At 73.1% G+C, this 21,160-nt stretch carries 18 protein-coding genes and 2 tRNA genes; 3 read left to right on the top strand and 17 right to left on the bottom strand.

Annotated elements, in window-relative coordinates; all coding sequences use genetic code 11:
* Nucleotides 1–26: 26 nt before the first annotated feature.
* From ACIQ9G_RS01985 to leuS, 6 genes are all read right to left on the bottom strand, one after another.
* Nucleotides 27–893: an arylamine N-acetyltransferase gene (locus ACIQ9G_RS01985; RefSeq protein WP_403604835.1), complete on the bottom strand. Its 867-nt coding sequence runs from the start codon at nt 891–893 to the stop codon at nt 27–29.
* A 4-nt stretch (nt 894–897) separates the two neighbouring features.
* Nucleotides 898–3,552, bottom strand: a complete 2,655-nt coding sequence (locus tag ACIQ9G_RS01980; protein ID WP_403604832.1) for a ComEC/Rec2 family competence protein — start codon at nt 3,550–3,552, stop codon at nt 898–900.
* Nucleotides 3,553–3,842: 290 nt separating this feature from the next.
* Nucleotides 3,843–4,529 carry a helix-hairpin-helix domain-containing protein gene (locus ACIQ9G_RS01975; protein ID WP_403604829.1) on the bottom strand — a complete coding sequence of 229 codons (687 nt, stop codon included), beginning with the start codon at nt 4,527–4,529 and terminating at the stop codon, nt 3,843–3,845.
* Nucleotides 4,530–5,366: 837 nt separating this feature from the next.
* Nucleotides 5,367–6,212, bottom strand: a complete 846-nt coding sequence (locus ACIQ9G_RS01970) for a DegV family protein (RefSeq protein WP_403604826.1) — start codon at nt 6,210–6,212, stop codon at nt 5,367–5,369.
* Between the two features lie 72 nt (nt 6,213–6,284).
* The gene (locus ACIQ9G_RS01965; protein WP_403604823.1) at nt 6,285–7,013 is read right to left on the bottom strand and encodes a hypothetical protein; all 729 of its coding nucleotides are present in this window, start codon (nt 7,011–7,013) and stop codon (nt 6,285–6,287) included.
* Nucleotides 7,014–7,171: 158 nt separating this feature from the next.
* Nucleotides 7,172–10,054, bottom strand: a complete 2,883-nt coding sequence (gene leuS, locus ACIQ9G_RS01960; protein ID WP_403604820.1) for a leucine--tRNA ligase — start codon at nt 10,052–10,054, stop codon at nt 7,172–7,174.
* Nucleotides 10,055–10,487: 433 nt separating this feature from the next.
* Between leuS and ACIQ9G_RS01955 the strand changes: the two genes are divergently transcribed.
* Together ACIQ9G_RS01955 and ACIQ9G_RS01950 are read left to right on the top strand one after the other, a co-directional pair.
* Nucleotides 10,488–11,786, top strand: a complete 1,299-nt coding sequence (locus ACIQ9G_RS01955) for a cytochrome b/b6 domain-containing protein (RefSeq protein ID WP_403604817.1) — start codon at nt 10,488–10,490, stop codon at nt 11,784–11,786.
* Nucleotides 11,783–13,387 carry an NADH-ubiquinone oxidoreductase-F iron-sulfur binding region domain-containing protein gene (locus ACIQ9G_RS01950; protein WP_403604814.1) on the top strand — a complete coding sequence of 535 codons (1,605 nt, stop codon included), beginning with the start codon at nt 11,783–11,785 and terminating at the stop codon, nt 13,385–13,387. The genes ACIQ9G_RS01955 and ACIQ9G_RS01950 overlap by 4 nt, the downstream gene beginning before the upstream one ends.
* A 112-nt stretch (nt 13,388–13,499) precedes the next feature.
* Here the strand turns inward: ACIQ9G_RS01950 and ACIQ9G_RS01945 are convergent.
* The 10 genes from ACIQ9G_RS01945 to ACIQ9G_RS01900 form a co-directional block, all read right to left on the bottom strand.
* Nucleotides 13,500–13,572, bottom strand: a tRNA-Ala gene (locus tag ACIQ9G_RS01945).
* A gap of 137 nt (nt 13,573–13,709) precedes the next feature.
* On the bottom strand, nt 13,710–13,943 hold the full coding sequence (locus tag ACIQ9G_RS01940; RefSeq protein WP_019523121.1) for a hypothetical protein: 234 nt from the start codon (nt 13,941–13,943) through the stop codon (nt 13,710–13,712).
* Nucleotides 13,944–13,946: 3 nt separating this feature from the next.
* Complete coding sequence (locus tag ACIQ9G_RS01935) at nt 13,947–14,120, bottom strand: hypothetical protein (RefSeq protein ID WP_403604810.1); 174 nt, start codon at nt 14,118–14,120, stop codon at nt 13,947–13,949.
* A 279-nt stretch (nt 14,121–14,399) separates the two neighbouring features.
* A tRNA-Ala gene (locus ACIQ9G_RS01930) sits at nt 14,400–14,472 on the bottom strand.
* Between the two features lie 118 nt (nt 14,473–14,590).
* The gene (locus tag ACIQ9G_RS01925; RefSeq protein WP_403604807.1) at nt 14,591–15,262 is read right to left on the bottom strand and encodes a histidine phosphatase family protein; all 672 of its coding nucleotides are present in this window, start codon (nt 15,260–15,262) and stop codon (nt 14,591–14,593) included.
* On the bottom strand, nt 15,259–15,705 hold the full coding sequence (rsfS, locus tag ACIQ9G_RS01920) for a ribosome silencing factor (RefSeq protein ID WP_403604804.1): 447 nt from the start codon (nt 15,703–15,705) through the stop codon (nt 15,259–15,261). Before rsfS ends, ACIQ9G_RS01925 begins: the two co-directional genes overlap by 4 nt.
* Nucleotides 15,706–15,811: 106 nt before the next feature.
* A complete protein-coding gene (locus ACIQ9G_RS01915; protein WP_403604801.1) occupies nt 15,812–17,524 on the bottom strand; it encodes a LytR C-terminal domain-containing protein in 1,713 nt (570 codons plus the stop codon).
* Between the two features lie 16 nt (nt 17,525–17,540).
* Entirely contained in the window at nt 17,541–18,215 is a 675-nt protein-coding gene (gene nadD / locus ACIQ9G_RS01910) for a nicotinate-nucleotide adenylyltransferase (RefSeq protein ID WP_356180824.1), read from the bottom strand.
* A 112-nt stretch (nt 18,216–18,327) separates the two neighbouring features.
* Nucleotides 18,328–18,483, bottom strand: a complete 156-nt coding sequence (locus tag ACIQ9G_RS01905) for a hypothetical protein (RefSeq protein ID WP_356180821.1) — start codon at nt 18,481–18,483, stop codon at nt 18,328–18,330.
* A 129-nt stretch (nt 18,484–18,612) separates the two neighbouring features.
* Nucleotides 18,613–18,777 carry a hypothetical protein gene (locus tag ACIQ9G_RS01900; protein WP_403604797.1) on the bottom strand — a complete coding sequence of 55 codons (165 nt, stop codon included), beginning with the start codon at nt 18,775–18,777 and terminating at the stop codon, nt 18,613–18,615.
* A 105-nt stretch (nt 18,778–18,882) separates the two neighbouring features.
* Between ACIQ9G_RS01900 and ACIQ9G_RS01895 the strand changes: the two genes are divergently transcribed.
* On the top strand, nt 18,883–20,055 hold the full coding sequence (locus ACIQ9G_RS01895; protein WP_403604794.1) for a M48 family metallopeptidase: 1,173 nt from the start codon (nt 18,883–18,885) through the stop codon (nt 20,053–20,055).
* A gap of 12 nt (nt 20,056–20,067) precedes the next feature.
* On the opposite strand, the gene ACIQ9G_RS01890 is transcribed toward ACIQ9G_RS01895, so the two are convergent.
* Nucleotides 20,068–21,138, bottom strand: coding sequence for a hypothetical protein (locus ACIQ9G_RS01890; RefSeq protein ID WP_403604791.1), 1,071 nt, complete (start codon nt 21,136–21,138; stop codon nt 20,068–20,070).
* Nucleotides 21,139–21,160 lie beyond the last annotated feature (22 nt).

Below are 21,160 nucleotides of genomic sequence, written 5' to 3'. Positions count from 1 at the left end.
TTCTCCGGCACCGCCGCGAGCCCGGTTCAGCCGCCGTCCGCACCGCCGCGCACCGCCGGGACGGTGGCGAGCTCCAGCCCGAACCGGTCGCGGTACACCGCGAGCACCTCCTCGTCCGTGTCCAGGTCCCGGACCACGCGCGTCCCGTCACCGCTCGTCGTGGTGAGGGTCCGGCCGCCGAGGGTGATCCGCCCTCCGCCCTCGGTGAGCCGGGAGCACACCAGCGACCGCGTGAAGTGCGAGGCGGGCGAGGTGCTGTGCCACCAGGCCCCGGCCACGAAGTCCCCGAGGACCCGCGGCCGCACCTCCAGGCGGTACTGCGGCTTCCGGTCCCGGACGACGTCCAGGTCGGCTGAGCCGCCCGGGGTGCCGTCCGCGCCGCCCGCACCGGCCGCGCCCGGCCCGCGTCTCCCGGCCCCGTCGGGCCCCGCCTCCACGACCCTGAACGTGCCTCCGGGGTCCGCCTGTTCGCCCCGCTCCCCGAACGCCAGCGGGAAGTGGCTGTGCGTCCCGAACCCCACGTCGGCCAGCCGGTCGCCCCCGTCCACCGTGCGCACCCGCAGCGCCAGATGGTCGTAGGGGATGCCGAGCCGCCCCTCCTCCCCGTACACCCGCGCGGCGAGCAGCGTGACCTCGAAGCCGAGCGCCGTGAGCAACGCCCCGAACGCCCCGTTCAGTTCGTAGCAGAACCCGCCCCGGCGCGCGCCCACCACCTTGTCCAGCAGCCGCTTCTCCTCCAGCAGGATCTCCTCGCCGAGATGGACGGACAGGTTCTCGAAGGGCACGGCCTGCAGATGCCGCAGATGCAGCCGGCGCAGGGCGTCGGCGGTGGGGCGCGCCGGGCGCTCGGCACCGAGGCGGCGGAGGTAGGCGTCGACCTGAGCGGTGTTCATGGGGTCAGTCTCTCGCCACCCGCAACCGCGCACCGGTCCCGGTCACGGCCAGCGCACCGTCCCGGTCCGTCCGCAGCACCGCGGCACCCGCCGACCGCAGGGCGGCGACGGTACCGGGGGCCGGGTGCCCGTACGGGTTGTCCGTGCCGCAGGAGATGATCGCCAGCCGGGGAGCCACCACGCGTATCAGGTCCGGGTCCTGGTACGCCGAACCGTGGTGGGCGACCTTGAGGACGTCCACGGCCGTCAGCAGCGCGGCCGCCGGCGATCTCAGCAGTGCCTGCTGGGACGGCGGTTCGAGGTCTCCGAGCAGCAGCAGCCGCAGACCGCCGGTCCGGACGAGCAGGGCCACGCTGGCGTCGTTGGGCCCGTCCGGCTCCGGGGCCGGAGGCGGCGGTGGCCACAGCACCTGCCAGGAGAGCGCGCCGGTGCGCCGCTGCTCCCCGGCGACGGCGCGGGTGAGCGGGATGTGCCGTTCGGCCGCCTCCCTCCGTACGAACTCGGCCTGCTCCGCGGGCTCTTCGTACCCAGTCGTCTCGATCGCGCCCACCGCGCGCCCCCGCAGCACCCCCGGCAGTCCGGCCACGTGGTCGGCGTGGAAGTGGGTCAGCACGACCAGCGGGACTCTCGTGATGCCCAGCGCGCGCAGGCAGTGGTCGGCCAGCGCCGGGTCGGGCCCGGCGTCCACGACGACGCCGGTGCCCTCGCCCGCCGCGAGGACCGTCGCGTCCCCCTGGCCCACGTCGCACACGGCGAACCGCCACCCCGGCGGCGGCCAGCCCGTGACGACCCTGGTCAGCGGGGGCGGCCGCACCACCACCAGCACCAGCAGCACCGCGCAGACACCGCACAGCCAGGGGTGCCCCAGAAGCCGCCGGCCCACGAGCAGCACGGCGCCCGTGGCGAGGGCCAGGAGCAGCGCCCCGCCCCAACTGCCCGGCCAGTCCACTCCCCCGCCGGGCAGTCCGGCCCCCGTCCGGGCCACGCCCGCGATCCATCCGGTCGGCCAACTCGCGCACCAGGCGAGCGCCTTGGCCACCGGCATCGACACCGGCGCCGTCGCCAGCGCCGCGAAGCCCAGCACGGTCGCCGGCGCGACCGCGGCCTCGGCGAGCAGATTGCACGGCACCGCCACCAGGCTCACCCGCGCCGACAGCACGGCCACGACCGGCGCGCACAGTGCCTGCGCCGCTGCGGCCGCGGCCAGCGCCTCGGCCGGCCGGGCGGGCACCCCGCGCCCGCGCAGTGCGGCGCTCCAGCGGGGCGCGAGCGTGAGCAGGGCGCCGGTGGCCAGCACCGACAGCAGGAAACCGTAAGTGCGGGCCAGCCACGGGTCGTAGAGCACCAGCAGCAGGACGGCGGTCGCCAGCGCCGGGATAAGCGATCTGCGGCGGCCGGTCGCCAGGGCGAGCAGCGCCACGGCTCCGCAGGCCGCGGCCCGCAGCACGCTCGGGTCGGGCCGGCACACGACGACGAACCCCAGGGTGAGGGCGCCGCCCAGCAGCGCCGTCGTCCGCAGGGAGAGGCCGAGCCTCGGTGCCGCACCGCGGCGCTCGGCGCGCTGGGCCAGGCCGGGCGGGCCCAGCAGCAGGGCGAGGAGGATCGTGAGGTTGCTGCCGGAGACGGCCAGGGTGTGCGTGAGGTCCGTCTCCTTGAACGCCTCGTCCAGCTCGGGGGTGATCCGCGAGGTGTCCCCGACGACCAGCCCCGGCAGCAGCGCCCGCGCGTCCGCCGGCAGGCCGTCGGTCGCCGTGCGCAGCCCGGCCCGCAGCCGTCCCGCCAGCCGCTGCGTGCCGGACGGGCCGCCCACGACCTCGGGCGCCGTCCGGCCCCGCACCCGCAGCACCGCCGCGATCCGGTCGCCGCCCGTGAGCGGGGGCGCCAGCCGCGCGGTCACCCTCAGCCGCGTGGACGGCAGCAGCCCGAGCCAGGGCGAGCGCTCCGGCCCGTCCGGGGAGCCGCGGGAGCCACGGGAGCCCCGGACTCCGGCCGAGGCGTCCCGGGAGAAGACCGCCGGCCGGGAGCGGGTGTCGACGAGCATCAGCACCGGCGTCCGTGTGTCCACGGCCGTCGCGCCGTCCCCCCGCTCCACGCGCCGGACCTCGGCGTCGATCAGTACGGCCGGCGCCCCCATACGATCGCCTCTGACCCGGGGGCGGGTGAGCCGCGGGTCCGAGGTCAGCTCCACCTCGGCGGTCACCGTGGCGAACTGCCGCGCCAGCCCCGGCACCGGCCCCCGGCGCAGATCCGCCCCGTGCAACCCGGCGGACACGGCCGACGCGGCGGCAGCCAGGAGCGCGGCGGCCACGGAGGCACGCGCCCACACGGACCCGGCGGGGCGGGCCGGGTGGGTGGGCCCGGCGGGCAGGGCGGACCCGGCGGGACGAGGGGAGCCGGCGGACCCGGCGGGACGGAGCAGCCCTCGCGGCGGGCGGAGGGGCCGTGGCCCGGGGGCGCGGGGCCGACGGCGGCCGACCAGGAGTGCGGCCGCGACAGCGAGGCAGACGACCGCGAAGCCCACTACCAGCTCAGGCGCGGCGTCCACGGCCGACGCAGCCGTGGCCCAGGCCGCGAGCGCGGGCGGGACGAGCCGCAGATCCGCCGGTCCCTCCTGCCGAGGATGGGCGACACCGAGCCGGCCACCCGCGACGGCGTGCACGGACCGGCGCGGGCGGGCCCCGGTGCGGCCCGGGGAGTCTTCGGGGGCGGTGTGACGGGGAGACGACAGCCGGTCGGACGCCCCACCTCCGGGCGCGGTGCGACCGGGAGACAGCCCGCCGGGCGCCACACCTCCAGGCGCGGTGTGCCGGGGAGACGGCGGCCGGTCGGACGCCACACCTCCGGCGGCGACGGAGCCAGGAAACGACCGCCGGTCAGGAGCCGCACCTCCGGGCGAGGTGCGACCGCGAGACGGCGGCCGGTCAGGCGCCGCACCTTCGGGGGCCCGGTTCATGGCCGGACCAGGGGGCGCAGGTCGGCGAAGCGGCGGTCGCCGATGCCTGTGACCTCGCGCAGTTGGTCGACCGAGCGGAAGCCGCCGTGCCGCGTGCGGTAGTCGACGATGTGCTGGGCCAGTACGGGGCCGACGCCGGGCAGGGTCTCCAACTGGTCCGCCGTGGCCGTGTTGAGGGAGACCGGTGTCGCGGGGGCCCCCGCCGCCCCCGGACCGACCGCGCCGCCGGCGGCCGAGCCGGCCGGTGCGCCCGCCGCCTGGGCCGGGCCACCGACGACGACCTGTTCGCCGTCCACGAGGAAGCGGGCCCGGTTCAGGCCGTCGGTCTCGACACCGGGCCGCACCCCGCCCGCCGCCCGCAGCGCGTCGGCGACCCGGGATCCCGCGGGAAGGCGCCGGATCCCGGGGTGGCGGACCTTGCCGCTGACGTCCACCACGATCCCGGGGCCGGGCGATGCGCCGACGCCCGGTGGAGCGGCCGAGGTTCCGGACGCGGCCTGCCCGCTCTCCCCCCGACCTCCGTAGGGCACCACCGCCCGCACGGCCTCGGGCGCCCGCACCGACTCGGTACGGCCGGTCCAGAAGTGCTGCGCGGCCAGGACCGCGGCGAGGACGAGCAGCGCCGTCAGCGCGACGACGTTCCTAGGCTCCAGACCGCACCGTGCCTGCAGCCACAGTGGCATCCGGTCCCGTAGCGCGAGCCCGGCCCGCTCCCGCCAGGCCCGAGCCGCGTCCGGCGCCGATTCCGATGCCGATGCCGACTCCGGGGCCGGCGCCGGTGCCGGTGCCGGTGAGGCCGTGCCCACCGCTGCCGCGGGGCCGGTGCCGCCCTCGCGTGCGTCCCCCGACTCCGTGTCATGACCGGCCGTTTCGGGGTCCCCGGCCCACGACGGCCTGCGCCGCACGCCAGCCCGGGCGCCCCCTGCCGGGTACGGCGGAGCAGCCGCGTGCTGCGGAGCGTCAGCGGAGGGCTCCCAGATCCCCGGCGGTCCGCTCCCCGACTCCCCCACCCGCCCGGCACGTTCGCCGAACAGCGCCTCCGCCCGGCGGCGCAGTTCCTCCGCCGAAGCCGAAGTCGAAGCCGCACGCGAACCCGAGCCCGAACCGGAGACCCAACCCGAGCCCGAAGCCCCACCCGGAGCACGACGGTGACGGCGCCGGGCCCCACGCCAGTCGGGTGGGCGGCGATGCCTGGTCCGGCCGTCCGAGGCGGGGCCCCGGCCCGGGCCACTGGTCGCGGTCGCTGTGCGTCGTGAGCGTGATCGAAGTGCCATGCGACGAGGATCGGGCAGGTCGGCCGGGCCGCGATGATCTTGCTCGATTCCTGGGGACTACCGCCCGGTTGTGGACAACTCCACCACCCGAACGAGTGACAGTCCCCAGCCCCGCAACGTCACCGACGTCCCGCCCTCACCGACGTCCCCCGTCACGCCGCCCCGCCGCCCCGCCGTCACGCTGCCCCGCCGCCTCGCCGTCACGCCCTCGCCGTCACGCCGTCCCCCTGTCACGCCGTCGCCCCGTCAGCGAGGCGACACCACGACCCCCAGCAGCCCCGGCCCCGTGTGCGCCCCGATCACCGCGCCGACCTCGCTGACATGCAGCTCGGCCAGCCCGGGCAGCCGCGCCCGCAACCGGTCCGCGAGGGCCGACGCCCGTTCCGGGGCGGCGAGATGGTGGACGGCGACATCGACTTCGGCGCCGCCCGCCCGTTCGGCCGCGACCTCCTCCAGCCGGGCGATCGCCCTGGAGGCCGTGCGCACCTTCTCCAGCAGTTCGATGCGCCCGCCCTGGAGTTGGAGCAGGGGCTTCACGGCGAGCGCGGAACCGAGCAGGGCCTGCGCGGCACCGATCCGGCCGCCGCGGCGCAGATAGTCGAGCGTGTCGACGTAGAAGTAGGCGGAGGTGCTGCCGGCGCGCTTCTCCGCGGCCGTGACCGCCTCGTCGGCGGTGCCGCCCGCCTCGGCGGCCTCCGCGGCGGCCAGCGCGCAGAAGCCGAGCGCCATCCCGACCATCCCGGTGTCCACCACCCGCACCGGCACCGGCGCCTCGCGCGCCGCGAGCACCGCGGCGTCGTGGGTGCCGGAGAGTTCGGCGGACAGATGGAGGGAGACGATGTCGGTGGCGCCGGACTCCGCGACCCGGCGGTAGGTCTCGGCGAAGAGCTGCGGGCTGGGGCGCGAGGTGGTGACGGAGCGCCGCTTCTGCAGCGCCTGGGCCAGGGAGCGGGTCGAGATCTCGGTGCCCTCTTCGAGCGCCCGGTCACCGAGGACCACGGTCAGGGGAACGGCGGTGATGCCGTGGCGCTCCATCGTCCGCGGCGGCAGGTAGGCCGTTGAATCGGTGACGATCGCGACATGGCGGGACATGAGCTGGAGGTTACCTGCCGTGGTGCCCGGACGGCAGCCCGGGCCCTTCCACCGGGTGCGCGCGTGGCCGGATCAAGTCGTGCTCTCGGGACGGGTCTTCTTCTGCCAGGGGTGCGCCGCGCGGCGTTCCGCGGGGGTGAGGGCGGGCCGGGACGGCTCCCTCGCCGGGGACGGCGCCGGGGGGTCCGGCCAGGTCTGCCCGGCCGCGTCGGCGACCGGGGGCTCGGGCCACGGAGGCGGCGCGTCCGGAGCCTCGGCCAGGGTCCAGTGGCGCAGGGCGCCGGCCTCCACGTCGATCTGGGCGCTCAGCGTGTCCAGGTCGTCGTCGGCGAAGCGGTGGGCGCGGTCGCGGGCCGCCCAGCGCAGGGAGTCGGCCGACTGTGTGACACGCCGGGTCCGCTCGCGCAGCGCGGGGAGCCGTTCGGCGAGGGTCGCCCGGTCCGGTTCGGCCTCCAGGCGCCTGAGCTCGCCGTCCAGTTCGTGCCCGTGCGCGCTGAGGCGCTCGAAGAGGGCGAGGGACTCCTTCAGGGACTCGTCCTCGCGCACGCCCGTGCGCAGCGCCTCCTGCGTGGCACGCATCGACGTGCGCAGCGTGAGCCGGAGCTGGGCCAGTTCGCCCGCCGCGCCCGGCTGGACGAAGGACCTGGCCCGCAGCGTGTGGTCCTCGACGGTGCGGCGGGCCTGGGTGAGGGTGCGGTCCACGCTGCGCCTGGCGGCGCCGACCACCTTGACGGTGGCGTAGGCGCCGAGCACCACGAAGAGCAGGAAGAGCAGGGCGAAGACTGCGGCGACTGTTTCCACGACGCTCCTCCTCCGGTCATCGCGGCACACACCGCGCCGCTCTTCAACGGTAAACGCAACGGGCAGGCCCGGAGTTCCACGAGAACCCCGAACCTGCCCGTAGGGGACGACCCCGAGGCGGTCTCGCCCCGCCGTCGGTCACGCCGTGACGCGGCCGGTCACGCCGTGACGATGTTCACCAGCTTCGGCGCCCGCACGATCACCTTGCGGATGCCCGCGCCGCCCAGTGCCGCGACGACCTTGTCGTCGGCCAGCGCCACCTTCTCCAGCTCCTCCTCGGAGATCGACGGGGAGACCTCCAGGCGGGCCTTGACCTTGCCCTTGACCTGGACGACGCAGGTCACGGTCTCGTCCACGACGTACGCCGGGTCGGCGACCGGGAAGTCCCGGTGGACGACCGAGTCGGTGTGGCCCAGCCTGCGCCACAGCTCCTCGGCGATGTGCGGGGCCAGCGGCGCGATCATCAGCACCAGCGGCTCGGCGACCGAGCGCGGCACTGCACCCCCCGCCTTGGTCAGGTGGTTGTTCAGCTCGGTGACCTTGGCGATGGCGGTGTTGAACCGCATGCCCTCCAGGTCCTGGCGGACGCCGTCGATCGCCTTGTGCAGGGCGCGCAGCGTCTCCTCGTCGGGCTCGGCACCGGTGACGGTGACCTCGCCGGTGGTCTCGTCGACGATGTTGCGCCACAGCCGCTGCAGCAGACGGAACTGGCCCACCACCGCGCGCGTGTCCCAGGGCCGGGAGACGTCCAGGGGGCCCATCGCCATCTCGTACAGGCGCAGCGTGTCGGCGCCGTACTCGGCGGCGATCTCGTCCGGGGTGACCGCGTTCTTCAGGGACTTGCCCATTTTGCCCAGCAGGCGGGTGACCTTCTCGCCCTGGTAGTAGTAGGCGCCGTCGCGCTCCTCCACCTCGGCGGCCGGCACCGCGATGCCACGGCTGTCGCGGTAGACGTAGGCCTGGATCATGCCCTGGTTGAACAGCTTGTGGAACGGCTCCGCCGAGGAGACGTGGCCCAGGTCGTACAGGACCTTCGACCAGAAGCGCGCGTACAGCAGGTGCAGCACGGCGTGCTCGGCGCCGCCGACGTACAGGTCCACGCCGCCGTGCGGCCGGCCCTCGCGCGGGCCCATCCAGTAGCGCTCGATCTCCGGGTCGACCAGCCGCTCGCTGTTGTGCGGGTCCAGGTAGCGCAGCTCGTACCAGCAGGAACCGGCCCAGTTGGGCATGGTGTTGGTCTCGCGGCGGTACTTCTTCGGCCCGTCGCCCAGGTCCAGGGTGACGTGGACCCAGTCGTCGTTGCGCGACAGCGGCGTCTCGGGCTGGGTGTCGGCGTCGTCCGGGTCGAAGGTGCGCGGCGCGTAGTCCTCGACCTCGGGCAGCTCCAGCGGCAGCATCGACTCGGGCAGGGCGTGGGCGACGCCGTCCTCGTCGTAGACGATCGGGAAGGGCTCGCCCCAGTAGCGCTGGCGGCTGAACAGCCAGTCGCGCAGGCGGAAGTTGACCGTGCCCTCGCCGATGCCCTTGCGCTCCAGCCACTCGGTGATGCGCGCCTTGGCGTCGGCGACGCCCAGGCCGTCCAGGCTGACCTCGTCGTTGGAGGAGTTCATGAGCTTCGCGTCGTGGGAGGCGAAGGCGCCCTCCCAGGCCGACGGGTCGGTGCCGCGGCCGTCGGTCGGCTCGACCACGCAGTGGATCGGCAGCTCGAAGGCGCGCGCGAACTCGAAGTCGCGCTGGTCGCCCGCCGGGACGGCCATGATCGCGCCGGTGCCGTAGCCCATCAGGACGTAGTCGGCGATGAAGACGGGGACCCGCTCGCCGTTGACCGGGTTGGTCGCGTACGCGCCGATGAAGACGCCGGTCTTGTCCTTGGCCTCGGCCTGCCGCTCGACGTCCGACTTGGAGGCGGCCTGCACGCGGTAGGCGGCGACGGCCTCGGCCGGGGTGGCGTGGCCGCCGGTCCACACCTCGTGGGTGCCCTCGGGCCAGGCGTCGGGGGTGAACTTCTCGACCAGCGGGTGCTCGGGGGCCAGCACCATGTAGGTGGCGCCGAACAGGGTGTCCGGGCGGGTGGTGAAGACCGTGATGCGCTCGCCGTCGATCGGGAAGTCGACGCGGGCGCCCTCGGAGCGTCCGATCCAGTTGCGCTGTTGCAGCTTGATGGCCTCGGGCCAGTCCAGCTCCTCCAGATCCTCCAGCAGCCGGTCCGCGTAGGCGGTGATCCGCATGTTCCACTGGCGCAGCTTGGCCTTGAAGACCGGGAAGTTGCCGCGCTCGGAGCGGCCCTCGGCGGTGACCTCCTCGTTGGCCAGCACCGTGCCCAGGCCGGGGCACCAGTTGACGGGCGCGTCGGAGGCGTAGGCCAGGCGGAACTCGCTCAGGACGTCGGCGCGCTCGGCTTCGCTCAGCTCGCTCCACGCGCGCGTGTGGCCCGGTACGGCACGCTCACCGCTCTCGAACCGGGCGACCAGCTCGGAGATCGGGCGGGCCCTGCCGGCCTCCTCGTCGTACCAGGAGCCGAAGATCTGCAGGAAGATCCACTGGGTCCACTTGTAGTAGTCCGGGTCGATCGTGGCGAAGGACCGGCGCTTGTCGTGGCCCAGGCCCAGCCGGCGCAGCTGGGCCTTCATGTTCTCCATGTTGGCCTCGGTGGACACGCGCGGGTGCGTGCCGGTCTGCACGGCGTACTGCTCGGCGGGCAGGCCGAAGGCGTCGAAGCCCAGGGTGTGCAGGACGTTGTGGCCGGTCATGCGCTGGAACCGGGCGTACACATCGGTGGCGATGTAGCCCAGCGGGTGACCGACGTGCAGGCCCGCACCGGAGGGGTACGGGAACATGTCCATGATGAACTTCTTGGGCTTGGCGACCAGCTCCGGATCGCCCGCCAGGTCGCCCTTCGGGTTCGGCGCGGCGTACGTCCCCTCGGCGTCCCAGACGTCCTGCCAGCGCGCCTCGATCTCGGCCGCCACGGCGGCCGTGTAGCGGTGCGGCGCCGTCTCAGCCGGAACGGCGGCGGCTGCGGCGGGGTTCGTCTCGCTCATGATCCTCAAAGCTCCATCGATGGTCTGTGCCAGCGGCTGTGTCGTCCAGGAAACGAAAAATCCCCTCGCACAGGAGGGGACGCCGCGCCGATTCCGACCATCCGATTCGCCCGGTGGTCGGGACTGATCAGCGCGGCTCGCTAAGCAGAAGGCGTACGGCACGCATGGCGTCAGGGTACCGCAGCCGTCGAGCACGCTGCGACGGACTTCCGGCCGCACCCCCAGGAGGGTCCGCACCCGCTTGTGAAGGTACGGAAAAGTTGAACTAGGTTCAAACATTACCCGGCGTAACAGAACCTATGGGGACAACGCGCTGCCCTGCGGCCTCTTTGATAACAGCGCAATAACTGAAACGGCCTACTGCTCAGTTTTGAGCCGCTTAGAGTTCGTCCTCGGGACCGCTTGCCCGACATGACCGCTCGGAGTTGCCCCCATGAACCCTCGTCGCAGTAACAGCTCGCTTCCCAAACCCGGCCGTTCGGCCTACGGGGTGGCGTCGGCTGTCGTCCTGCTCCTCATACCCATGATCGTGCTGGTCGGAGGTGACACGGTCAGGGACTTCCTGAACTTCGGCGCGGGCGTCCTCTCCCTGGTCTCCCTGAGCTGCTCGGTGATCTGGGGCCTGGTCGCCCAGGACCGGATCTTCCTCAACACCCGCCAGCGGATCGTGGGCCAGGCCGTGCACCGCACGACGGCCGTCGCCTCGATCGCCTTCCTGCTGCTGCACATCACCACGAAGATCGCGCTTGACCACACGCAGTTCATCGCCGCGATCATCCCGTTCTCGCTCGGCGTCACCGGAAGCGGCGGCCTGATCGGCCTCGGTTCCGTGGCCGGCCTGCTGATGATCTTCGTGGGCATCACGGGCGCGCTGCGCAGCAACTTCGCCTCCCCGGCCCCGGTGGCCGCCCGCTGGCGGGCCATGCACATGCTGGCCTACCCGGCCTGGTGCGCCGCGCTGATCCACGGACTCTACGCGGGTCGCCAGGCCAAGCCGATCTTCGTGATCCTCTACGGCCTCTCCCTGCTCGGCGTCATGGCGGCCCTGGCGCTGCGCGGCGCGCCGCGGCCGGTCAAGCGCAGGATCGCCGACCGGCTCGTGACGCTCCTCGGCGGCGGCGAGCGGCCGGAGCTCGACGACCTGGACGCGAGCCGGGCCAGGACGGCGGAGTCCGCGCTGCCGGGCTACGACAGCCCCCGGGCGGCCCGGCCCTCCGCCGCCGCGGGCGCGACGGGTCCGCTGCCGCGCGTCCCGGGCCCGTCCTCGCCGCTGTACGACACCCCGGCGCCCGCCCCCGGCTTCGCGGCCGCCTACCGGGCCGTCTCGACGCCCCCGGGCGGCGGGCAGCCCTTCGCGGCCGGTCAGACCACCCGCATGGACCTGCCGTACGACATGCGGGCCACCGAGGCGATGCCGCGCGTGGAGGGCTCCGGCAGCACCTCGGGCAGCTGGCCGATCCCGTCGCCGCCCCCGGTCGGCGAGGCGCAGCGCTCGGCCTACGACCCGATGATCGACACCGGATACAACATCCCCACCTATAACAATTCCGGCGCGGACGGCTACGGCGGACGTGACATGTACGACACCGGTGAGACGAACCCGCTCTACGGCACGTACAACTCCAACGACACGTACAACAGCGGTCCCGCCACTGAAACACCCCCCGGTGCCTCCTTCGACGCACCGGGTTCGGGCGAACCTTGGAACACGCCTTCCGGAGGCTATAGGTGAACGAGGCCCTGCCCGACGTACCAGAAGTCCGCGTGGTCGGTCTTCCCCAGCTCACGTCAGGCTTCGACCTTGTCGAACGACTCGATCTGCCCATGCACCTCAAGGTGCACGGGCCGCTCGAACCGATGGGCGGCGAGCAGCTCGCGCAGCTCTCCGAGGCCATCAACCTGAAGGGCCGCGGCGGCGCGGGCTTCCCCTTCCACAAGAAGCTGCGCTCGGTCGCCGAAGCGGCGATCAAGCGCGGCGTCCGGCCGGTCGTCGTCGTCAACGGAAGCGAGGACGAACCGGCCTGCCGCAAGGACACGGTGCTCATCAACCGTGCCCCGCACCTCATCCTGGACGGCGCCCTGCTCTGCGCGGAGGCGCTCGGTGCCCGCACGCTCGTGGTGGGGGTCACCCGGGAGTCCACCCAGCGCTCCATGGAGGCCGCGCTCGCCGAACGCGGCCTCAGCAACAGCCGCCGGTCGGCGCTGCGCGCGAGCGTGCAGCGCAACCCGGTGCGCATGGTCACCGGAGCGGCCGCGTCGCTGGTCCGCTCCATCGACGGCGGCCCGGCGATCCCGCCGGGCCGCAAGGTCAGCGCCTCGCAGAACGGCGTCGGCGGCGCGCCGACCCTGCTGTCCAACGCCGAGACCTTCGCCCAGCTGGCGATCGCCGCCCGGATCGGTCCCGAGCGCTACGGCAACACCGGCCTGTACGACGAGCCGGGCACCGTCATGCTCACCGTCTCCGGGGCGGTCGCCCGCCCCATGGTGATCGAGGTCCCGACGGGCGTGCCGCTGCGCTACATCCTCCAGCTCGCCGGCGCCCCGCCGGTGCCGCAGGGCGTGCTGACCGGCGGCTACCACGGCAAGTGGATCGACTCGGCCACCGTCAACGAGGCGATCGTCTCCCGCAACTCGCTGGACGCGGTGGGCGGTTCGCTGGGCGCGGGCGCCATCCTGCCGATCGGCCAGGACACCTGCCCGCTGGGCGAGTCGCTCCAGGTGGCCCGGTGGCTGGCCGAGGAGAGCGCGGGCCAGTGCGGCCCCTGCTACCTGGGCCTGCCGGCCGCGGCGCGCGGCATGGAGGACATCCTGAACGGCGGCGGACCGGCCGCCCTGGAGGCGCTCAAGCAGGTCGCCAAGAACGTCAAGCGGCGCGGCGCGTGCTCGCACCCGGACGGCTCCGCGATGTTCCTGGAGTCGACCATCAAGGCGTTCACGGACGACCTCGCCGCGCACGTCCTCGGCAACGGCTGCGGGCGGCGCGTGGAGGGCGTGCTGCCGCTCTTCGAGGGCGGCAGGGCCCCGGCCGGCGGCATGGAGGCCGAGGAGAGCGGCCCCAGCCGCCAGAAGATCTACGTCGACTGGACGCTGTGCCGGGGCCACGGCCTGTGCGCGGACATCCTCCCGGAGGTCTTCGAACTGGGCGCCGACGGCTTCCCGACCGTCGCCCAGGCACAGGTCCCGCGCTACGCGGAGGCCAAGGCGCTGCGCGCGGTGCGCCGGTGCCCGGCGCTCGCCCTGCGTCTGGAGGAGGACACCCGCTCGCAGGCGTCCTCGCGCAGCAACCTCCCGGTCCTCTCCCAGGGCCGGGGCCGGCGCGCTCTGGGCCGCTGAGCAGCCGTACGGCGGGTCCTCCCCTCCCGGGGCGGGCCCGCAGCTCGTACGGGACATCGACTCAACGCCGAAGGCGGGCCATCCTGATCGGATGACCCGCCTTCGACTTCTGTGGAGCTAAGGAGAATTGAACTCCTGACCTCCTGCATGCCATGCAGGCGCTCTACCAACTGAGCTATAGCCCCTTGCTTCGTCCCGCCCGGTTTCCCCGGCGGCGACGCCAACATTACAGGTGGACGGAGCGCAGCACCAAATCGGTTTTCCCCACGCCCGATTTGACCGCTTGGGGGATGATGCCGGGCCGGTCGGGCCTCACACACCCTCACGCCGTCACGAACGAATAGAAGCGCTTCAGCGTGCAGTGCTCCTCCAGGAGCCTGCCATAGATCGGCTCACCCTCGAGTTCGCGGTACGTCTCGATGGGGTCGCCTTTTATGATCAGCGCCCGCGCGCACTCCTCGCACCAGTACTGGTAGTCGGGGTTGAGCGGCTCCATGTCCCGGACGATCGGCGTGCCGCTGCCGCACCAGTCGCACTTCCGCCTGTGTGCACCCATCGATCAGCTCCAGCTGTGGCCGCAGGCCGTGCACACGTACGAGATCCCCCCGTTGTCGCCGAGGACTTGGGCCACATGGAGCGAGCCGCAGGAGGGGCAGATGAGGCGGGTGACCGTGTCCCGGGTCAACACCGCGCCGAGGAGGCGACCGACCTCCTCGAGGATGCTCGCAGGCATCGCCACTCCCTCCCGTGGGCCGCGCCCCCTTCCGGCCGTTTGATTCTGCCACGGCCGGACCAATACGGTCAGCGACGCCTCGGTACCAGTCCGGCCACGGCACCCGCAGCGGCCGTCCCGGTCTGCGCGAATGCGCACGCCGGAAGCGCCTCCGCACAGGTATACGCCTGATGGCGCCCAAGTGACTCAAGGCGGCGGAGCACAGAAAAAATCCCGCCCCCTTGCCGGGAGCGGGATCTTCTTCACCGATCTTCGACGACTCGTGCGAGTGTCGGTCCGTGGAGCTAAGGAGAATTGAACTCCTGACCTCCTGCATGCCATGCAGGCGCTCTACCAACTGAGCTATAGCCCCTCGTGCCACGCGGTGGAACCGTGTGGTGTTTCGTCCCGCTCGGCGGGCCGAACAAGAAGAACTTTAGCCTGCGACCTGCCGGAAAGTGAAATCCGGGGTCCGGAGTGCCGGGGGCGGCTCAGTCGTCGTCGCCGAGGACGGGCTCCGGCAGGGTGCCGGCATTGTGCTCCAGCAGACGCCAGCCGCGCGCGCCCACGCCGAGGACGGACCAGCAGCAGTTGGAGAGGCCGCCGAGGCTCTCCCAGTGGTGGGCCTCCAGACCGAGCAGGCGCCCGATCGTGGTGCGGATCGTGCCGCCGTGGCTGACCACCACGAGCGTGCCGTCCTCGGGCAGCTTGTCGACGTGCCGCAGCACGACGGGGGCGGCACGGTCGGCGACCTCGGTCTCCAGTTCGCCGCCGCCGCGGCGCACCGGCTCCCCGCGCTTCCACGCGGCGTACTCCTCGCCGTACCGGGCGAGTATCTCCTCGTGGGTCAGGCCCTGCCAGACGCCCGCGTAGGTCTCGCGCAGACCCTCGTCGTGGGTGATGTCGAGGCCGGTGAGGGCGGCCAGCTCGGCCGCCGTCAGGGCGGCCCGCCGCAGGTCCGAGGAGACGATCGCGTCCGGACGCAGGGAGGCCAGCAGCCGGGCGGCGCGGCGGGCCTGCCCGGCGCCGGTCTCGGTCAGCTCGACGTCCGTGGTGCCCTGGAAGCGGCGCTCCACGTTCCAGGAGGTCTGGCCGTGCCGCCACAGGATGACGCGGCGGCCCCGGCCCGGTTCCCCGCCCGGCGCCTCACCGGCTCCGGTCATCGCCACTCACCGCCCAGGTCCGCCGACTCCTCGGCGGCCTTCAGCTTGGAGTGCTCCTCGGCCTTGCCGCGGGTGGCCTTGGCGTCGGCCGGCAGCTCCAGCTCGGGGCAGTCCTTCCACAGCCGCTCCAGGGCGTAGAAGACGCGCTCCTCGCTGTGCTGGACGTGGACGACGATGTCGACGTAGTCGAGCAGGACCCAGCGGGCCTCGCGGTCGCCCTCGCGGCGCACCGGCTTGGCGCCGCACTCCTTCTGGAGCCGCTCCTCGATCTCGTCGACGATCGACTTGACCTGGCGGTCGCTGGGCGCGGACGCCAGCAGGAAGGCGTCCGTGATCGACAGTACGTCGCTGACGTCGTAGGCGATGATGTCGTGCGCGAGCTTGTCGGCGGCCGCCTGGGCGGCGGTCTTGATGAGCTCGAGGGAACGGTCGGTTGCGGTCACTGCACGGCTTTCCGTCGGCGGTCTTTTGACCTCAAGGGTCTCACGGACCGCCGGCCGCATGCGGTGCGTGCCCCGGGGCCCGCGCGGGGCGCCCGGGGCTCCCGCGTCAGGACGACGGCCTGTAGTCCTGGCCGAGGACGACGGAGACGTCGGCGTTCGAGCGGACCGTGCCCTTGGTCACCGCGGTGGCGGGGAGGCCGAGGGTCTTGGCGACCTCGGTGGCGTTCTCCTTGTCCTTGGGGTCGGAGTAGAGGACCTGGGACGTCGTCCGGACGGCGGAGGCGCTGCCGCCCTCCAGGAAGGTGAAGCCGCCGTTGAGCAGGACGACGCGGGCCTTCTCGGTGTTGTCCTTGACGCCGGTGGCGTTCTGCACCGAGACCCGGACGGCCGCCCCCTGCTCGGGGCTCTTCGCGGTGCCGCCGAGGATCTGCTTGACGACGCTGTCACTGGTCTGGGCGCTCAGCGTGCCGTCGCTCTGCACCGGCAGCACCGCCGTCCCGTAGTCGCCGCCCTTGGCGAGGTCGGCGAGCTTGGCGAGGAAGGTGCCGAGGTCCTTGTCGGTGAGCGAGGGGTCGAGGATCTGCGCCAGCGTCTGCACCGTCGTCGTCGCGCCCTGCGGGTCGGAGGACAGCTTGCGCAGCGTGCCCTGCATGACCTGGCCGAACCGCTCCAGCTGGGCGTTCTGCGCCTCTCCCGGGGCCCGGTAGGTGGCGTAGGCGACGGCCATCTTGCCGCTGAGGGTCTGCCCCTGACCCTTGTGGACGAGCGGCCCGGAGCCCTTCTTCTTGGCGTCCGGGTCGGGCACGTCGGTGTTGGTGTCGACGTCGATGTTGCCGACCAGGTCGACCAGGTTCTGCAGGTAGGGGGTGTCCAGCCGCCAGGTGCCCTCGATGTCGGTGCCGAGGACGGAGTCGAGCTGGTCGCGGGTGCCGGAGGAGCCGTCGTCCCGGACCGACTTGGCGAGGGTCGTCGTGGTGCCGTCGTCGCCGGTCAGGGCGAGCGAGTTGGGCAGCAGGACGGTGGTGCCGCGCCGGGTGGTGGTGTTGTCGACGAGCAGCGCCGTCGCGGTGCCGCCCTTGGCGGTGTTGTGCAGATGGACGACGATCACGTCGCGTTTCTGGGCGGCCGCGGGCGTCGTGCCGCCGGACGTGTGGCCGGACGACGACAGCCCGGGGAGCTTCCCGGCGTACCAGAGGTAGCCGACGCCGCCGACCGCGACCAGTGCGAGGACCACGACGAGGGCGACGACCCGGCTGCGGGCACGCCGGCGGGCCTCCTCGCGGCGCTCGGTGCGGTTCTCGGTGAACTTGAGCCAGTCGATCACGTCCTCGGGGTCGCCGTCCGGCTCCTCCACGAACGCGAACTGCTCGGTGCCGTGGTCCCCTTCGCGCCCCTCACGCCGCTCCGCGCTCTCGTGCGCGGGCCCGGCCTGCTGCGGGATGTACGCGGTCTGCCCGGCGGCCCGGGGCTGCTGCCCGCCGGGCCCGGTCCGGCCGTACGGGTCGTACGGCGCCGTCGTGGCCCCCGGGTCGCCCGCGCCGGAGCCGTACGGGTCGTAGGAGCCCTGGCCGCCCTGGGGGCCGTAGGGGGAGGCGGGCGACCCGCGGCCGGTGTCGTAGCCGCCGTACTGCGGCGGGGGCTGCTGCTGCCCGCCGGTGGCGTACGGGCCGTAGCCGTGGCCCTGCCGCCCGTACGCGTCGTACGTCTCCCGCGGAGCCTGCTGCGTCGGGACCTGCTGGTAGACAGGCTGCCCGTACTCGTCGTAGCCGACGAGCTCGTACTGGTCGCCCCCGTACCCAGCGTCGTATCGGTCGTTCACCGGTGCCCCTCTCGGCTCACTCGCCGCGGTACAGCTCGCGCTTGTCGATGTAGCGCACGACTCCGTCCGGCACCAGGTACCAGACGGGGTCTCCCTTGGCGACCCTCGCACGGCAGTCCGTGGAGGAGATGGCGAGGGCGGGCACCTCGACGAAGGACACCCCGCCCTCCGGGAGCCCGGGGTCGGCCAGGTGGTGGCCCGGCCGGGTGACCCCGATGAAGTGCGCGAGGGAGAACAGCTCCTCCGAGTCCCGCCAGGTGAGGATCTGGTCGAGCGCGTCGGCGCCGGTGATGAAGAACAGGTCGGTGTCGGGGTTGAGCGCGCGCAGGTCCCGCAGCGTGTCCACGGTGTAGGTGGGGCCGCCGCGGTCGATGTCGATACGGCTCACGGAGAACTGCGGGTTCTCGGCGGTCGCGATGACCGTCATCAGGTAGCGGTCCTCCGCCGGGGAGACCTTGCGGTGGGTCTTCTGCCACGGCTGGCCGGTCGGGACGAACACCACCTCGTCCAGGTGGAACTGCGCGGCGACCTCGCTGGCCGCCACGAGGTGCCCGTGGTGGATCGGGTCGAACGTTCCGCCCATGACACCGAGGCGGCGCCTGCCCGTCACGGACGGGCCGCCGCCGCTCCCGTGCTCGGGGCGTTTCACCGTGTCACTCGCCGGACCGGTAGGCATGTCCTGCTCTCCCATGCGTGCAGACCCTACCGGCCCGGCTTGAGGGCTCCGGCCGACAGATCCCCGCGAACGGCCCCCGGCGTGCGGGAGCGGTCCCGGGACGGGCCCCGGTGAGGCTCGGAAGCGCTCAGCGGTCGCGGTTGAAGCGGGTGGTGATCCACAGCAGGAGCAGCAGGATGAGGAGGGCGCTGCCGCCGGTGACGTAGGGGCTGAGGCTCTCGTGGTTGCCGCCCTCGCCCTCGGCGAGGTTGACCAACTGGGCAGCGGTGCTGGGGAAGCTCATCTTCGGCAGTACCTATCCGGGTGTGGGCGGGTTAAAGACGTCGGCTCATCGTAAGCGGCCGCCTCCGCGCCGAACACGCCGACTCCGCCTGTCGACGACGGCGGTCGCCCCGGGAACCTTCCGGTCGGCTCAGTCGTCGTTCCGTTTGTACCCGCGCAACAGGAACCAGCCGGTGAGCACACAGCCCACCACCATCACGACCAGTACGATCCGGAGCAGGTCACCCGCCCCCTGGTGCTGGGCGGCGACGCTCGCGGCCTCGGTGAGCCGGGCGGCTGCGGGGCTGTGCTCCATGACGTGGACTCCTTCTCTGTACTGCCGGTCCACGGTAACTCCGCCTAGGCTGGGCGCTGCTTCGGGGGGCGCTGGACACACCGACGCACATCATGGGGGGACCACATGTCCGAAGACGGTCGCGGGCACGACGGGCACGAGCGCGTGCCGAGCAGGCAGCGCAGGCGCTTCCCCGGGCTCTCCTCGCGGGCGTACGAGCACCCGGCGGACCGCTCCGCCCTGGTCGCCCTGCGCAAGCTCAGCGGCTTCGACACGGTGTTCAAGGCCCTCAGCGGCCTGCTGCCCGAGCGCAGCCTGAGGCTGCTGTTCCTGTCCGACTCGGTACGCGTCTCGGATCAGCAGTTCGCCCACCTGAACGACATGCTGCGCGACGCCTGCTACATCCTGGACCTGGAGAAGGTCCCGCCGATGTACGTCAGCCAGAACCCGCAGCCCAACGCCATGTGCATCGGCCTGGACGAGCCGATCATCGTGGTCACCACGGGCCTGGTCGAGCTGCTCGACGAGCACGAGATGCGGGCGGTCGTCGGCCACGAGGTGGGCCACGCGCTGTCCGGCCACGCCGTGTACCGCACCATCCTGCTGTTCCTGACCACCCTGGCGGTGCGGGTGGCGTGGATCCCGCTGGGCAATCTCGCGATCATGGCGATCGTGACGGCGCTGCGCGAGTGGTTCCGCAAGTCCGAGCTGTCGGCGGACCGGGCGGGGCTGCTGGCGGGGCAGGACCTGCGGGCCTCGATGCGGGGGCTGATGAAGATGGCGGGCGGCAACCACCTGCACGAGATGAACGTGGACGCGTTCCTCCAGCAGGCCGAGGAGTACGAGGCCGGGGGCGACCTGCGCGACTCCGTACTGAAGATCCTCAACGTGCTGCCGCGCACGCATCCCTTCACCACGGTGCGGGCGGCCGAGCTGAAGAAGTGGGCGGAGTCCCGCGACTACCAGCGGCTCATGGACGGCCACTACCCGCGGCGCAGCGAGGACAAGGACACCTCCGTCGGCGACTCGTTCCGCGAGTCGGCGGCGCACTACGCCAACCACGTGAAGAGCTCAAAGGACCCGCTGATGAAGCTGGTCAGCGATCTGGCGGGCGGGGCCGGCGACCTGGGCGGCCGGGTGCGGCGCGGCTTCAACGGCTTCACCGCCCCGGCACCGCCGAAGGACGGGCCGGCTCAGGACGGGCCGGCTCAGGACGGATCGGCTCAGGACGGATCGGCTCAGGACGGGTCCGCCGACGAGCGGCCGGGGACGGACGCGCCGCCGCGGGACGGGGACTGAGCCGGGCTCGGCTCAGATCCTCGGCTGGGCGCTCGTCGCCAGGGTGCCGCAGAGTGCCGGAGCGCTGCCCGTGGCGTACGGGTCCGTGCCGGCCGGGCCGCCCGTCCTGGCGGCCTGACCGGCCAGCAGCGGGTGCAGGTGGCCGGCGGAGTCCCCGGCGCAGGACAGGGGGCCCGCCACGACGGAGGAGACGACCAGCTGGGCCTGGTGCAGGCGCAGGTCGTCGCGGGTGAAGCGGAACCGCACCTCGCGCCGGACGGTGAACAGCGAGGCCTCGGTGCTCGCGCCGGTGCCGGCCGCACGCAGCGCGTAGACGAAGGTGTGGTCCGCGGTGACCTCCAGGGTGCCGGAGTCGGCCTCCACGGCCTGCAGGGTGCCCTCCACCCGGATGCCGCGGTCGGCCAGCTCGGCCTGGGCCGGGTCGAACCGGACGAGCCATCCGGTGGGCGCGTGCCGGCCGTCCGCGGCCGGGTGGGCGTAGCTCTGGTCGAACTGGTCGAGCTGGTCGGCGTCGAGCAGGGCCCGCACGGGGTGGACCTGGCCGCCGGTGAGCACCTCGGGGCGGAGCGAGGACACGACGAGGTAGTCCTTGGCGGTGGTCAGGGCGGCGACGACCTGACTGTCGGAGAAGTGCGCGGTGCGCCGGACGGCGGGCAGCGGGATGCCCTCGGCGCCGACGCCGAACTGGGCGGCGGGGCTGTGCGCGTACAGGTACTCGGGGTCGGCGGCCCCCGGCACCCTGCCCCGGGGGGCGAGCGGGATCACGGTCATCCGCAGCGGCTCGACGGGGCGCTGGGCCTCGGAGGTCCGGTAGGGGTGGCGCACACCCATGTAGATCGCGGTGCCGAAGGCGAGGGCGATCAGCAGCACGAGGATCAGAGCCTGCCGGGACAGACCGCGGTGCAGGGGCGGACGGCGGCGTACGGCGGGGGTGTGGTCGGTCATGCGCTCGCGTGCGGAGTACTCCTGAATCCGGGCAGCGCGGATGAACGACTCGTCGAACACGACGGATCCGTATTCGTCCTCCGCACCTCCCGGGGCACCCTCGGGTGTCCCCTCAGGTGGGTCTCCAGGCCCTCCCATACCTTCAGGGTAGGTCTCGGGA

The organism is Streptomyces sp. NPDC096152 (genome assembly GCF_044763235.1).
Lineage (GTDB): Bacteria > Actinomycetota > Actinomycetes > Streptomycetales > Streptomycetaceae > Streptomyces.
The sequence above is the reverse complement of the archived record's forward strand: the minus strand, read 5'-3'. Positions and strand labels throughout refer to the sequence as shown.